This window comes from Amycolatopsis vancoresmycina (assembly GCF_000716785.1).
In the GTDB taxonomy this organism is placed as follows: Bacteria; Actinomycetota; Actinomycetes; order Mycobacteriales; family Pseudonocardiaceae; genus Amycolatopsis; species Amycolatopsis vancoresmycina.
This window is the reverse complement of the sequence record NZ_JNYY01000001.1, coordinates 598,793-612,661: the sequence shown is the minus strand read 5'-3', so window position 1 is coordinate 612,661 and position 13,869 is coordinate 598,793. Positions and strand designations below refer to the sequence as shown.

General features: G+C 74.7%; 14 protein-coding genes. 7 read left to right on the top strand and 7 right to left on the bottom strand.

Annotated elements, in window-relative coordinates:
- Positions 1-9: 9 nt before the first annotated feature.
- Complete coding sequence (locus tag OO60_RS02605; RefSeq protein ID WP_003065703.1) at positions 10-942, bottom strand: AraC family transcriptional regulator; 933 nt, start codon at positions 940-942, stop codon at positions 10-12.
- Positions 943-1,024: 82 nt separating this feature from the next.
- Between OO60_RS02605 and OO60_RS02600 the strand changes: the two genes are divergently transcribed.
- Together OO60_RS02600 and OO60_RS02595 are read left to right on the top strand one after the other, a co-directional pair.
- Positions 1,025-1,846 carry an NAD(P)H-binding protein gene (locus OO60_RS02600; RefSeq protein WP_033260713.1) on the top strand — a complete coding sequence of 274 codons (822 nt, stop codon included), beginning with the start codon at positions 1,025-1,027 and terminating at the stop codon, positions 1,844-1,846.
- Positions 1,847-1,863: 17 nt separating this feature from the next.
- Entirely contained in the window at positions 1,864-2,316 is a 453-nt protein-coding gene (locus tag OO60_RS02595; protein WP_003065707.1) for an anthrone oxygenase family protein, read from the top strand.
- Here OO60_RS02595 and OO60_RS02590 read toward each other — a convergent pair.
- The 5 genes from OO60_RS02590 to OO60_RS02570 are packed head-to-tail and all read right to left on the bottom strand — an operon-like array spanning position 2,313 to position 6,255.
- On the bottom strand, positions 2,313-2,798 hold the full coding sequence (locus tag OO60_RS02590) for a GyrI-like domain-containing protein (protein WP_003065709.1): 486 nt from the start codon (positions 2,796-2,798) through the stop codon (positions 2,313-2,315). The genes OO60_RS02595 and OO60_RS02590 overlap by 4 nt on opposite strands.
- Positions 2,798-3,133, bottom strand: coding sequence for a YciI family protein (locus OO60_RS02585; protein WP_003065711.1), 336 nt, complete (start codon positions 3,131-3,133; stop codon positions 2,798-2,800). The genes OO60_RS02590 and OO60_RS02585 overlap by 1 nt, the downstream gene beginning before the upstream one ends.
- A 1-nt stretch (position 3,134) precedes the next feature.
- Complete coding sequence (locus OO60_RS02580) at positions 3,135-3,893, bottom strand: alpha/beta fold hydrolase (RefSeq protein ID WP_033260712.1); 759 nt, start codon at positions 3,891-3,893, stop codon at positions 3,135-3,137.
- Positions 3,890-5,164 (bottom strand): RNA polymerase sigma factor, encoded by a 1,275-nt coding sequence (locus OO60_RS02575; protein ID WP_003065714.1) that lies wholly within the window; start codon positions 5,162-5,164, stop codon positions 3,890-3,892. Before OO60_RS02575 ends, OO60_RS02580 begins: the two co-directional genes overlap by 4 nt.
- A 20-nt stretch (positions 5,165-5,184) precedes the next feature.
- Positions 5,185-6,255, bottom strand: coding sequence for a TetR/AcrR family transcriptional regulator (locus tag OO60_RS02570; protein WP_033260711.1), 1,071 nt, complete (start codon positions 6,253-6,255; stop codon positions 5,185-5,187).
- Between the two features lie 86 nt (positions 6,256-6,341).
- Here OO60_RS02570 and OO60_RS02565 point away from each other — a divergent pair, with 86 nt between their 5' ends.
- Positions 6,342-7,517, top strand: a complete 1,176-nt coding sequence (locus tag OO60_RS02565; RefSeq protein ID WP_003081436.1) for a cytochrome P450 family protein — start codon at positions 6,342-6,344, stop codon at positions 7,515-7,517.
- Here the strand turns inward: OO60_RS02565 and OO60_RS02560 are convergent.
- Complete coding sequence (locus OO60_RS02560) at positions 7,500-8,276, bottom strand: TetR/AcrR family transcriptional regulator C-terminal domain-containing protein (protein ID WP_003081439.1); 777 nt, start codon at positions 8,274-8,276, stop codon at positions 7,500-7,502. The genes OO60_RS02565 and OO60_RS02560 overlap by 18 nt on opposite strands.
- A gap of 79 nt (positions 8,277-8,355) precedes the next feature.
- On the opposite strand from OO60_RS02560, the gene OO60_RS02555 reads away from it, so the two are divergent.
- The 4 genes from OO60_RS02555 to OO60_RS02540 are packed head-to-tail and all read left to right on the top strand — an operon-like array spanning position 8,356 to position 13,701.
- A complete protein-coding gene (locus OO60_RS02555; RefSeq protein ID WP_003081442.1) occupies positions 8,356-9,282 on the top strand; it encodes a daunorubicin resistance protein DrrA family ABC transporter ATP-binding protein in 927 nt (308 codons plus the stop codon).
- Entirely contained in the window at positions 9,279-10,061 is a 783-nt protein-coding gene (locus OO60_RS02550; protein WP_003081445.1) for an ABC transporter permease, read from the top strand. Before OO60_RS02555 ends, OO60_RS02550 begins: the two co-directional genes overlap by 4 nt.
- Positions 10,062-10,105: 44 nt before the next feature.
- A complete protein-coding gene (locus OO60_RS02545; protein WP_003081447.1) occupies positions 10,106-12,607 on the top strand; it encodes a DEAD/DEAH box helicase in 2,502 nt (833 codons plus the stop codon).
- Positions 12,604-13,701 carry an SWIM zinc finger family protein gene (locus OO60_RS02540; RefSeq protein ID WP_003081450.1) on the top strand — a complete coding sequence of 366 codons (1,098 nt, stop codon included), beginning with the start codon at positions 12,604-12,606 and terminating at the stop codon, positions 13,699-13,701. Before OO60_RS02545 ends, OO60_RS02540 begins: the two co-directional genes overlap by 4 nt.
- Positions 13,702-13,869 lie beyond the last annotated feature (168 nt).

The following is a 13,869-nucleotide window of genomic DNA, read 5'->3' as shown; positions in this document are numbered from 1 at the left end:
TTACCACAGTCAGTACGTCCGGGAGCGGTAGTGCTGCGGGCTGACGCCGAACTCGCGCTTGAAGGCCGCGCTGAGGGCGAACGCGCTGCCGTAGCCGACCTGGCGGGCGACCGAGGCGATCGTCGCGTCCGGGTGCTGGCGCAGCAGGTCCGCGGCCAGCGCGAGCCGCCAGCCCGCCAGGTACGCCATCGGTGTCTCGCCGACCGTGGCGGCGAACCGCCGGGCCAGTGCCGCGCGGGACACGCCGACGTCGGCGGCGAGCTTGGCGACCGTCCAGGGTTCGGCCGGTTGGTGCTGCAGCAGCCGGAGTGCCTGCCCGACGACCGGGTCGTCGTGGGCCCGGTACCAGGCCGGTGCGCTGGTGTCCGGCCGGTCGAACCAGGCCCGCAGCGCGGCGATCAGCAGCAGGTCCAGCAGCCGGTCGAGGACGGCTTCCTGGCCAGGGACGTCGCGGCCGATCTCGTCGGCGAGCAGCCCGGCCAGCGGCGTGGGCCAGTCGGCGGCGCGCAGGACGATCAGCGTGGGCAGGGCGGCGATGAGCTTGCGGCTGATTTCGCCCGCCATGCCGTAGGTGCCGGTGAGCAGCACGACCGGGCCGCCGGTGCCCCAGGTGCGGACGCCGAGGTCGGCGTAGGCGGTGAGGTGGCCGCCGTCGGGGGTGCGGCACTCCTGGCCGGGCAGGATCACCGCCTGCGGCGGCGTCGCGGGGTGGTCGGCGACGAGGTACGGGTCGGGGCCGCGCGCGATCGCGACGTCGCCTTCGCCCAGCAGGACGGCGTCGCCGGTGTCGGGCACGATCCACGCTTCGCCGTGGACGACCGACACGACAGTCAGGGGTGCCTGGTCTTCGATGCGCAGCGACCACGGCGGCGTCAGCACCGACCGGAGCAGGAACGCGCCGTGGGCGCGGGGACCGTCCAGCAGGGCGGCGAGGGGATCCATGCGCCGCAGTGTAGACGCTGGAACATGTCATCGAGGCTTTGAACTATGGAGAGTCTCACCCTGGGCCGCTTGACTGAGCGGCATGACAACGACATTCCTGGTGGTGGGCGGCACCGGCAAGACCGGGCGCCGGGTGGCGGACCGGCTGCGGGAGCGCGGCCTGGCGGTGCGGAGCACGTCGCGGCGGGGGACGCCGCCGTTCGACTGGGCCGACCGCGGGACCTGGGCGCCGGTGCTGGCGGGCGTCGACGCGGTCTACCTGACCTACTACCCCGATCTGGCGGTGCCGTCGGCGGCGGGCGACATCCGGGCGTTCACCGAGCTGGCGGCCGCGGCCGGCGTGCGGCACGTGGTGCTGCTGTCCGGGCGCGGCGAAGAACAGGCCGAGGTGTGCGAAGCGATCGTCCGCGAGGCCGGTCCGGCGTGGACGGTCCTGCGGTGCAGCTGGTTCGCGCAGAACTTCAGCGAGCACTTCCTGCTGGACGCGGTGCGCGCCGGGGAGATCGCGCTGCCGGCGGGCACGGTGACCGAGCCGTTCGTCGACGTCCGCGACATCGCCGACGTCGCGGTGACGGTGCTGACCGAGCCCGGGCACACCGGGCGGCTGTACGAGCTGACCGGGCCGCGGCTGCTGGGCTTCGCCGACGCCGCGGCGGACATTTCGGCCGCTTCGGGGCGGGCTGTCCGCTACCGTGCGGTTTCGCCGGCCGAGTTCGCCGCCGGGGCGGCCGCCCAGGGGGTGCCGGAGGCGGAGGTCGGTGCGCTGACCGAGCTGTTCGCGCACGTCCTCGACGGCCGGAACGAGTCGGTGACGTCCGACGTGGCGCGGGTGCTGGGCCGTCCGGCGACGGACTTCGCCGAGTTCGCGCGGACCGCCGCGGCCACCGGGGTCTGGTCGCGGTGACGGGGAAGGGGAGACCGATGTCGATGGTGGTGCTGGTGGCCGCGCTGGTCGCGGCGGGGCTGGTCGCGGGCCTGTTCTACGCCTACGCGTGTTCGGTGATGCCGGGCTTGGCGCGCGGGGACGACAAGACGTTCGTGGAAGGGATGCGCGGCATCAACATCGCGATCGTCAACCCGGTGTTCCTGCTGACGTTCCTGGGCGCGCCGCTGCTGGCGGGGGTGGCGGTGTTCCTGAACCCGGGGCCGCGGCCGTGGGTGATCGCGGGGTTCGTGCTGCTGGTGGCGATGGTGCTGCTCACCGGCGCGGTGCACATCCCGCTGAACAACGCCCTCGAGGGCGGTGGGGACGACTACGCGGCGGTGCGGGCGGCGTTCGAGGCGGTGTGGGTGCGCTGGAACGTGGTGCGGGCGCTGGTGAGCACGGCCGGGTTCGGCTGCCTGGTGGCGGCCGTGCTCACCGGGCGCGGTTAGCCCGCGAGGCGGAAGAGCAGGTCGGTGACCCATTGCGCGGGGTCCGGGACTTCGCGGGGGTTGGTGCGCAGCACTTCCAGGCGGCCGCCCCACGCTTCGCCGTCCGGAGTGTCGGTGCGGTCCCAGGTGAGGCCCTCGGCGGCGCCCCAGGCCAGCACGGCCTCGGTCGCGGCGGCCAGCCCGGCCGGGGCGCCGACGTAGGTCTCCAGGACGTACCGGCCCGCCGGCAGCTCGCCGAGGAAGGCGGGCTCTTCCGGGGTGTGGTCGCCCTCGATCGGGACGCCGGCTTCGACGGTGAACCGCGGGCCGGGGTGCAGGACGCGGTAGCGGAAGAACGGGGCTCCGGCAGGTGCGACGCCGCGGGCGGCGAGGGCGCCGATGAGCGGCGGCAGCCGGTCGGCGATCCGCGGGAAGTCGCCGAACCCGACGGTGGCGCGCTCGGCGACGTACCGCTGGGCCGGCCGGTCGACGATGACGGGCATCAGGCGAAGTCCTCCGGTCCGAGCATCGGGCGGACTTCGATGCTGCCGTAGCCGGCGGCGGGGTGGCGGGCCGCGAGCTCGAGGGCTTCGTCGAGGTCTTCGCAGTCGAGGATGACGAAGCCGCCGATCTGTTCCTTGGCCTCGGTGAACGGCCCGTCGGTGAGCAGCACTTCGCCGTCGCGGACGCGGACGGTGGTGGCTTCCGACGGCGGGCGCAGGCCACCGCCGCCGCGGACCTTGCCGGCGCGTTCGACGTCTTCGCTCCAGCCGCCGCAGCCGTCGTCGGCGTGTGCTTCGGCGGTCTCGTCGCCGCAGATCATCAGCAGGTACTGCATGTCAGCATCCTTTCAGGACTTCGCGCAGGCGCGTGGCGAAGGCTGGCGCGTGGGTGTCGAACCCGCCGTGCCCGCCGGGGAACACCTCGGGGCCGGTACCGAGGTCGGCGGCCAGCCCGAGGGCGGCGTGGTGGACCGGCAGCGCGGCGGATTCCTCGCCGACGGCGACCACGATCCGGGCCGGGCCGGCCCGCACGGCGTCGAGGTCGGGCTCGTAGGCGCCGGTCGCGGGCATGAGGTGGCCGAAGAAGTAGGCGAAGTTGCCTTCGGCGCGCGGGTCGAGCGGCGGGGCGGGGTCGACGCCGACGACCTTCATGAACGCGGTGAAGGCGGCCGGGAGGCCGTGGTCGCGGAAGAGGGCCGGGATGTCGGGGCCGTCGAGGGTGGGCAGGTAGCGGGTGACGGGTGGTTCGTGCAGCACGGCGGTGCGGACGCCGCCGGGATGGCGGCGCAGGTGTTCGAGCAGGGTGATCGCGCCGCCGCTGGAGGCCAGGACGTCGGCGGGGCCGACCTCGGTGAGCAGCCGGTGCACGTCGTCGGCGTGCTCGCGGATGGTGTCCGGGCCGGGTGCGCCGTCGAGGGGGCTGCGGGAGAGGCCGCGCGGGTCGTAGGTGACGACGGTGTGGTCTTCGGCCAGCAGCGGCCGGATGTGGGTGAAGACCATGGCGTCGGCGGGGCCGCCGGGGATGAGCAGCAGGGCCGGGCCGTGGCCTTCGACGTCGTAGGTGAGGGTGGCGCCGGGGACGGCGAGGGTGGTCATGGGTGTTCCTCCGGTGGTCGGGCTTCCCCAGCCCGACGAACGGGCTCGCCCGGGACCGACAGCGCTTCGGAAATTCTCCGGCTGAGGTAGGCGCGTTCGGCGTCGGTGCCGGCGAGGTCGCGGGCCTCGGCGTACCAGTGGGCGGCTTCGGCGTGGCGGCCGAGGCGGCGGAGGAAGTCGGCTCGGGTGGCGGCCAGCAGGTGGTAGCCCGTCAGGGGCAGGTCCTCGAGGAGGGCGAGACCGGCCGCGGGCCCGTCGGCCATGCCGACGGCGATGGCCCGGTTGAGGTCGACGACCGCGCTGGGGACGTGGTGGCGCAGCTGGTCGTAGAGCCCGGCGATCTGGACCCAGTCGGTGTCGGCCGGGTGGGCGGCGGTGGCGTGGCAGGCGGCGATGGCGGCCTGGATCTGGTAGGGCCCGGGCCGGCGGCGGCGCAGCGCGGTCTCCAGGATTGCGGTGCCCTCGGTGATCGCGGTGTGGTCCCAGCGGGTGCGGTCCTGTTCTTCGAGCGGCACGAGGACGCCGTCGGCGCCGATGCGGGTTTCGCGGCGGGCGTGCTGGAGCAGCATCAGCGCGAGCAGGCCGAGGACCTCGGGTTCGTCGGGCATCAGCCGGGCCAGGACGCGGGCGAGCCGGATCGCTTCGGCGGCGAGGTCGGGCCGCAGCAGGTCGGGGCCGGTGCTGGCGGAGTAGCCCTCGTTGAACGTCAGGTAGAGCACGCCGAGCACGGCGTGGGTGCGTTCGGGCAGCAGGTGGGCGGGCGGGACGCGGTAGGGGATGCGGGCGTGGCGGATCTTGCGTTTCACCCGCACGAGCCGCTGGGACATGGTCGCTTCCGGGATGAGGAAGGCGCGGGCGATCTCGGCGGTGGAAAGCCCGGCGAGGGTGCGCAGGGCGAGCGCGACCTGGGCTTCGGTGGCCAGCGCGGGGTGACAGCAGGTGAAGATGAGCCGCAGCCGGTCGTCGGTGACGCCGCTGTCGTCGGGTTCGGGTTCGTCGGGCACGGGCATGCGGGCGGCCTCCCGGAGCTTGGCGGCGCCGACGGCGTCGCGGCGGAGGCGGTCGGTGGCGCGGTGGCGGGCGGCGGTGGTGAGCCAGGCGCCGGGCCGGTCGGGGACGCCGTCACGGGGCCAGGTGCGCAGGGCGAGGGCGAAGGCCTCCTGCGCGCACTCCTCGGCGAGGTCCCAGTCGCCGGTGATCCGGATGAGCGTGGCCACGACCTGGCCCCACTCCTCCCGGAACGCCGCGGCGACCGCGGTCTCGACGTCCATTCCCGCTCCTTCCGCCGGTGTCACCCACCCGACGAACGGCCGGCCTGCGGACCGACAGCCACCGCGTGACAGGCGCCGAACCCTTCGGCGCGCGCGACGATCCGGCCGCCTTCGACGCGGACGGCGGTCTCGGTGGCGTCGCTGACGGCGGTGACGCCGGCGGCCGCGGCGAGGTGGCCGCCGTCGTCGCAGACGATCCGCAGCCCCGGCCGGGCCGGGGGCGCGATCGCCTGGTCGAGGCAGCTGCGCAGGTCGGCGACGGCGAGCCGGGCCAGCGGGGCGAGTTCGCCGGGGTCGCTGGTGACGAGCACGGCGGTGACGTCGGCGCCGGCGCGGACGGCTTCCTCGAAGGCGGCGGCGCGGTGCAGGCCGAGGACGGTGACGACGCCGTCGCCGGGCCGGACGGGCTCGCCGGTCAGCAGGTCGGTCGCGGCCGGCGGGTTCCACGGGTGGTCGTCGGGGCGGGCGCGGGCGGTGATCGGGGGCTCGGCGGGCCAGTCGTCGGCCAGGTCGAGGCCGAGCAGGGCGGCGCAGGCGGTGACCAGGTGGAACGGTTCGCCGAAGCCGGGTGCGGCGGCGGCGAGCTGGCTCGCGCCGTGCAGCGTGGTGAGCGCGGCTTCGGCGACCCGCACGAGGCGGCGTCCCGGGTGCCGGCGTTCGAGGGCGAGCCCGAGCAGGATCGCCTCGACCCGCATGAGCTGGGCGTAGGGCCGGCGGGTGTGCTCGTCGGCGAGGATTTCCGGCAGCAGGTCGCGGGCGAGGCGGGCGTCTTCGCCGTCGCTGTCGGTGGACAGCGGGAGCCGGGCGATCCAGGCGCGGGCGAAGGCGGCCAGGACCTCGCTCGCGGTGGGGTCGGCCGGTGGGGTGGCGGGCCGCGGGGCGCGTTCGGCGAGGTCGGCCAGGACGGCGAAGTACAGGGCGCGTTTGCCGGGGAAGTTGGAGTAGACCGCGCCGCGGGTGAGGTCGGCGCGGTCGGCGATGACGTCGATCTTCGCCTCGCGGAAGCCGCGGCGGGCGAACTCGTCGCGGGCGGCGGTGAGCACCTTGGCGCGGTTGCGTTCCTGGGTCTGCGCCCTGCTGAGCCTGACCATCGTCCTCCTTGCCGCGGGGTCGCGAGTCAAGATACCGTGACCACTGAGATGATAAGAACATCTGATTTGAACATCTGGAGAGCTGGATGACCCCCGAAATCGATCTCACCGACGTCAAGGTGCTCACCGACCCGTTCACCGCCTACGACCGGGCGCGGGAGGCGAGTGCGGTGGCCAAGCTGGTCATCCCCGGTTTCGGCCCGTTCTGGGCCCTGACCCGCTACGCCGAAGCGCGCGACATGCTCAGCGACCCGCGGTTCGAGGTGAACTCCGGCAGCTTCCTGCGCCCGCCCGGCGTCCCGGACCACTGCTTGCAGTACCTGGAGACGATGTCGGAGAAGGACGGGCCGGAGCACCGGCGGCTGCGGCGGCTGGTCGCCCCGGCGTTCACGCCCAAACGGGCCGCGCAGCTGCGGCCCCGGCTGGCGGCGATCACCGGGGCGCTGCTCGACGAGCTGCCCGGGCACGCCGTGGACGGCGTCGTCGACCTGGTGCCGCACTTCGCGCGGCCGCTGCCGATCGACGTGATCTGCGAGCTGGTGGGCATTCCCGAGGCGGATCGGCCGCGCTGGCGCGAATACGGTGCCGGGGTCGCGAGCGGGATGGGGCCGGACTTCGCCGCGGCGATCCCGGCGATCATCGAGGGGGCCAAGGCGGCGGTGGCGCGCAGCCGGGCCGAGCCGGGCGACGACCTCATCGGCGACCTGGTGCGCGTGCAGGAGGAAGACGGTGACCGGCTCACCGACACCGAGCTGGTCACCCTGGTCTGGCACCTGGTGCTGGGCGGGCAGACGCCGGTGAACCTGATCGCGAACTCCGTCGAGGCCCTGCTGCGGCACCCGGACCAGCTGGCCATGCTGCGGGCGGAGCCGGAGCGGTGGCCGGGGGCGGTGGAGGAGCTGATGCGCTGGTGCAGCCCGCAGCTGCTGACCACGCCGCGGTTCGCGCGGGAAGACGTGGTGATCGACGGGCAGCTGATCGGCAAGGGTGAGCGGGTGACGGCGGCGATGGTGGCCGCCGACCGCGACCCGCGGGCGTTCGAGGACCCGGACCGCTTCGACATCACCCGGGCCGGGCCGGCGCAGCTGGGCTTCTCCCACGGGCCGCACTTCTGCCTGGGTGCGTCGATCTCGCGGGTGCAGACCGAGGTGGCGTTGTCGGCGCTGTTCGCGCGCTTCCCGGGGCTGGCGCTCACCGAGGACGTCCCGCGGGCGCCCGACGGCGGGACCTGGCGGCCGGCGCGGCTACTGCTGGCGCTCTGACACGAGCGCTTCGATGCCGTCGAGGACGCGGGCGAGGCCGAAGCGGAACGCGTGGGCCGGGTTCTCGGCGGCGTTGTGGGCCTCCCCGGCGGCTTGGCCGACGCGGGAGGCGATCGGGTAGTGCGCCGCGTCGGCGGCCGGGATGCCGGCCAGCACCGGCGCGGCGCGCTCCCACCACTGGGCGTCGGTCAGCCCGCTGGCGCGGACCAGCCGCGCGTTGTCGAGCGAGCTGCGCGCGGTGGTGCGGACCAGTCCGGTGACGAGGCCGGCCACGGCGTCCATCTCGACGTCGTCGAGGCCGATGCCCTCGACCGCGGACAGTTCGCGCTCGTACTTGGCGAAGCTGTGCGGGCCCAGCGCCGAGCGGCTGGTGGTGACCTGCAGCAGCCAGGGGTGGCGGTGGAACAGCGCCCACTGGTCTTCGGCGATCGCGGTCAGCGCCGCGCGCCAGCCGAGGCCCGGTTCGGGGGCCGTCAGCTCGCCGTGGGCGTGGTCGATCATCAGGTCCAGCAGCTCCGCGCGGCCGGGCACGTAGGTGTAGAGCGACATGGGGGAGACGCCGAGGTGGTCGGCGACGCGGCGCATGGTGACGGCCTCGATGTCGTCGGCGTCGGCCAGTGCCACCGCCGCCTGCACGACGTCGGCCGTGGTCAGCTTCGGTTTCGGGCCCCGGCGCGGTGCGCCGGGGACGCCCCAGAGCAGCTCGATCGCCCGGCGCGGGTCCCCATCGCCGTTGTCCTGCGTGCGCACGCCGGCCATTCTGCCCGCCTTATTCTCGTACAACGTACAGAGTTGTGCTAACCTCTTCTTCGTACAATGTACAGAGTTAAGGGGCTCGATGACTCCGCAGATCCACGCCGAGGGACTTCGCAAGCGCTACGGCGACGCGTACGCCCTCGATGGGTTCGACCTCTCCGTCCCGGCCGGCACCCTGTGCGGCCTGCTGGGACCCAACGGCGCGGGCAAGACCACCGCCGTCCGCGTGCTCTCCACGCTGCTGCGGCACGACGGCGGCCACGCCACGGTCGCCGGCTTCGACGTCGCCACCGAACCGGCGAAGGTGCGGTCGGCGATCGGGCTGGCCGGGCAGCAGGCCGCCCTCGACGAGCTGCTGTCGGGCCGGCAGAACCTGGTGCTGTTCGGCCGGCTGCACCACCTGGGCCGGCGCGAGGCCACCCGCCGCGCCGACGACCTGCTCGAGCGGTTCGACCTCGCCGGCACCGGGCCGAAGCCGGTGTCGGCGTATTCGGGCGGGATGCGGCGGCGGCTGGACCTCGCCGCGTCACTGCTGGCCGCGCCGCGGGTGCTGTTCCTCGACGAACCGACGACCGGGCTCGACCCGCGCAGCCGCATCGAGGTCTGGGCGGCGGTGCGCTCGCTGGTCGCCGACGGCACGACCGTGCTGCTCACGACGCAGTACCTCGAGGAGGCCGACCGGCTGGCCGACCGGATTTCCCTCGTCGAGCACGGCCGGGTGATCGCCGAAGGCACCCCGGCCGAGCTGAAGGGCTCGCTCGGGGCGACCCGGATCGAGCTGCTGCTGACCGATCCGGACGCGCTCGGCGCGGCGGCGGCGTTGCTGGCGCGGGTCACCGGCGCCGAGCCGGTGACCGAGGAGCTGCGGGTCAGCGCCCAGGCCGAGCCGTCGATGCTGGCCGACGTCGTGCGGGCGCTGGCGGCGGCCGAGCTGGCGTTCGCCGACATCGCGCTGCGGCACCCGACGCTGGACGAAGTGTTCCTGGAGCTGACGGGGGTGGCGCGATGAGGTGGGCGATCGAAGACGGCTGGACGCTGACCCAGCGGTATCTCGCGCAGCTGGCCCGCCGCCCGGCCCGGCTGGCCACCGTGGTGGCGTTCCCGATCCTGATGGTGCTGATCTTCGCCTACCTGCTCGGCGGCGGGATGACGGTGCCCGGCGGCGGCTCCTACCGCGAGTTCCTGATGCCGGGGATGTTCGCGATGACGATGGCGTTCGGGCTGTCCGGGACGATGATCGCGGTGCTGGACGACGCCGCCAAGGGCGTCACCGACCGGTTCCGGTCGCTGCCGATGGCGCCGTCGGCGGTGCTCACCGGCCGGGTCGCGGCCGACCTGCTGAACGCCGTGCTGGCGCTGGCGGTGCTGCTGGGCTGCGGGTTCGCCGTCGGCTGGCGCCCGCACGGCAGCCTGGGCGAGACCCTCGCCGCGCTCGGCCTGCTGCTCCTGCTGCGCACCGCGCTGGTGTGGGCGGGGATCCACCTGGGGCTGCTGACGTCGGATCCGGCGATGGTGACGCTGGCGCAGACCCTGGAGTTCCCGTTCGGGTTCCTTTCCAGCGCGTTCGTGGCGACCTCGACGATGCCGGCGTGGCTGGGAACCGTGGCGGAGTGGAACCCGTTGTCCTCCACGGTGACGGCGGCGCGGGTTTTGTTCGGCAACCCGGGCGCGGCGGGGACGTCCTGGGTGAGCGCGCACGCGGTGCCGATGGCGGTGGTGTGGCCGCTGGTGCTGCTGGCGGTGTTCGTACCGCTGGCGGTGCGACGGTACGGGAGGCTGGGGAACTGAACGTCCACTTCGAACCGGGTGAGCCGCCGCGGGCGGGGCGCCTGGTGGTCGACGGCCGTGATCTGTCCATCGTGGACGGCCTGCCGGAACTGCTGGGCGGTGCCGACGCGTTCTGGGCGACCGCGGCGCAGGCCGCGCTGCGGCTGGTCGCGGCGGGACGGCTGCTGCCGGGGGTCACCGACGCCGGGCACGACGCCTGGCGGGCAGGGCCGTTCGAACCGGCGGAAGCCGCGTGGCTGCGGGACCTCGCGGCCGCGATGCCGCCGGACGAGCGTGCGCCGGGGCCGCTGCTGCGGGCGTTCCTCGACGCCGTCGCCGACACGCTGCCCCGTACCCCGGCCGCGGCCAAGGCGGCCGGGACGCGGTTGTTCGCCGCCACGGCACCGCAGCGCGCGGATTCGCTGCGGGACTGGGCCGGCGAACTGGCCGCGGGGCTGGACTCGGGTGTGCGGGTGTCGCTGCGGGTGGAAGTGCCGGAGGGGTTCGACGCCGGCCGCTTCCACGCCGTGGTGCAGGTGCACAGCCTCGCCGAGCCGGGGCAGGTCGCCGACGCGGCGCAGCTGTGGGAGACCGGGCGGTTCGGGCCGCGGGCTCGCATCGACGTGGTGCTGGCGCTGCGGCGGGGGGCGCAGGTGTGGCCCGCGCTGGGCCCGCTGCTGACCTCGGCGGTGCCGGACGCGCTGGCCCTCGGCGAGGACGACGTGACCGAGCTGGTCGCGTCGGCGGCGCCGCGGCTGGCGGCGGCCGGGATCGACGTGCACTGGCCGGCCGAGCTGGCGGGCGCGATGACCGCGCGGGCGGTGGTCCGCGGCGGGGACGACCCGGGTGACCTGCCGTCGTTCTTCGGTGGCGGCCGCGCACTGCAGTTCGACTGGCAGCTCGCCCTGGGCGGCGAAGTGCTGACCGAGGCCGAACTGGACGCCCTGGCCGAGGCGCGGCGTCCGGTGGTGCGGCTGCGCGACCGGTGGGTCCTGGTGGACCCGGCGCTGGCGGCGAAGGCCCGGGAACGGACGCTGAAGCCGCTGAACCCGGTCGACGCGCTCGGCGTCGTGCTCTCGGGCACCACCGAGGTCGACGGCGAGGCGATCGAGGTCGTCACCGACGGCTGGCTGGCGCGGCTGCGGGAACGGCTGTCCGCGCCACCGCAACCCCAGGCGCCGCCGCCCGGCCTGGCCGCGCAGCTGCGGGACTACCAGCTGCGCGGGCTGCAGTGGCTGGCCACGGTCACCGGTCTCGGGCTCGGCGGCTGCCTCGCCGACGACATGGGCCTCGGCAAGACCGTCACGCTGATCGCGCTGCACCTGCACCGGGCGGCGGGGGCGACGCTGGTGGTGTGCCCGGCGTCGCTGCTGGGCAACTGGGAGCGCGAGATCCGCCGGTTCGCCCCGGACGTGCCGGTCCGGCGCTTCCACGGCAGCGCCCGGTCGCTCGAGGACCTCGACGGGTTCGTCCTGACCACCTACGGCACGCTGCGCACCGATCCGGCGCCGCTGGCCGGGGTGCGGTGGGGGCTGCTGGTGGCCGACGAGGCCCAGCACGTCAAGAACCACCGGTCGGGCACCGCGAAGGCGTTGCGGCTGGTGCCCGCGGCGGCCCGGGTGGCGCTGACCGGGACCCCGGTGGAGAACACGCTCTCGGAGCTGTGGGCGATCCTCGACTGGACCGCACCGGGCCTGCTGGGCTCGCTGAGCGAATTCCGGGCGCGCTGGGCGCGGCCGATCGAGGCCGGCGACCCGGGTGCCGCGGAGCGGCTGGCCCGGTTGCTGCGGCCGTTCCTGCTGCGGCGCCGCAAATCCGATCCGGGGATCGCGCCGGAGCTGCCGCCGAAGACCGAAACCGACCGGCCGGTGGGCTTGAGCGCGGACCAGGTGGCGCTGTACGAGGCGGTGGTGCGGGAGATGATGGCCGGCATCGCCGCGAGCGACGGGATGGCCCGGCGCGGCCGGATCGTGAAGCTGCTGACCGCGCTCAAGCAGATCTGCAACCACCCGGCCCAGTACCTGAAAGAACCGGGCGGGCGGTCGGGCAAGGTGGAGCTGCTCGACGAGCTGCTGGACACGATCCTCGCCGAGGGCGGCGCGGTGCTGGTGTTCACCCAGTACGTCGCGATGGCCCGGCTGCTGGAGAGACACCTGGCCGGACGCGGGATCGCGACCCAGCTGCTGCACGGCGGGACACCGGTGGCCCGCCGCGACGACCTCGTCCGGCGGTTCCAGGACGGCGAGGTGCCGGTGTTCCTGCTGTCGCTCAAGGCCGCCGGGACGGGCCTGAACCTGACCCGCGCCGACCACGTCGTGCACTTCGACCGCTGGTGGAACCCGGCGGTGGAGGACCAGGCGACCGACCGGGCGTACCGGATCGGGCAGACCCGGCCGGTCCAGGTGCACCGGCTGGTGGCCGAGGGGACGGTCGAGGACCGGATCGCGGCGATGCTGCGGGAGAAGCGCGCGCTGGCCGAGGCGGTGCTGGCCGGCGGGGAGGCCGCGTTGACGGAACTGTCGGACACCGAGCTGGCGGAGCTGGTCGAGCTGAGGAGCCGCGGATGAGCGAGGACCGGGTACGCGGGTTCCCGGCGTTCGGGGCGGGCGGGCGGTTCGCCCGGTCCTGGTGGGGCCGGGCGTGGGTGAGCGCGATGGAGGACACCGCGCTGGACCTGCGGCAGCTCAAGCGCGGCCGCAAGTACGCGGCGGCCGGGCTGGTCGGCCCGATCACGGTGAGCCCGGGCCGGATCGCGGCGGCGGTCGACGACGCCGACGGCGGCCCGTACCGGACGGCGCTGCGGCTGGCGGAACTGTCCGAAGCGGACTGGACCCGGTTCTTCGACCGGGTGGCCGCCCGCGCGGGGCACCTGGCGGCGCTGCTGGACCGCGACATGCCGCACGACCTGGTGGAGGCGGCCGCCGACGTCGGCGTCCACCTGCTGCCGGGAATCGGCGACCTCGACCCGGAGTGCGACTGCGAGGGGTGGGAGCTGCCCTGCCGCCACGCGGCGGCGCTGTCGTTCCAGGCGTCGTGGCTGCTCGACGCGGACCCGTTCGTGCTGCTGCTGATGCGCGGCAAGGGCGAAGGCGAGATCCGCGCGGAGCTGTCGAGCCGCACGGCGCCGCCTGAGCTCTTCGCGTCCACGGATCGGACGCCGGGCGAAGTGCCGGACCTGGCCGGGTTCCGGCCGACGGGGGCACCGTCGATCCCGGCTGCGCCGGGGGTGCCGGTCGAGGCGTTCGCCTTGTTGTCTTCGAACGCGGCGGGCCGGGCCCGGGCGCTGCTGGCGGGACAGCCATGGCCTCCGCGGCGCCACGACGCGGTCCGGCTGGCGGCGGAGTTCCCGCCGGTGGCGGAGCGGCTGGACTCGGGCGCGGAGTTCTCGCGGGCGGTCGCGGCGTGGACGCACGGCGGGCCGGACGGGCTGGAGGTGCTGGAGTCGACGTGGGCACCACCGAAGCCGGTGGTGGCGGCGGCGCGGGCGGCGCTGGTCGATGTGGCGGCGGCGGAGCCGGTGTTCGACCGGAACCGGTGCACGGTCGGGGCGGTCCAGCTGCGGCTGGATCGGCGGGGCCGCTGGCACCCGTACCGGCTCGAGGGGGAGACGTGGTGGCCCGCGGGGGCGCCGGAGAGCGATCCGGGGTTGCTGCTGGGGTGAGGTGCGGCCGGGGCGGAAATCCCGTTCGACTCCCGGTATCCAGCGCGGTACTCGTTGTCTCCTGTCCCCCGACGGCGGGTTCCGCCGGGCCACTGGGGGTGCGGGCGCGCGGGTTCTCTTCCGCGCGCCCGCCCGGTTTCCGCCGGTGACCGAAGATCCGCTGTCGGG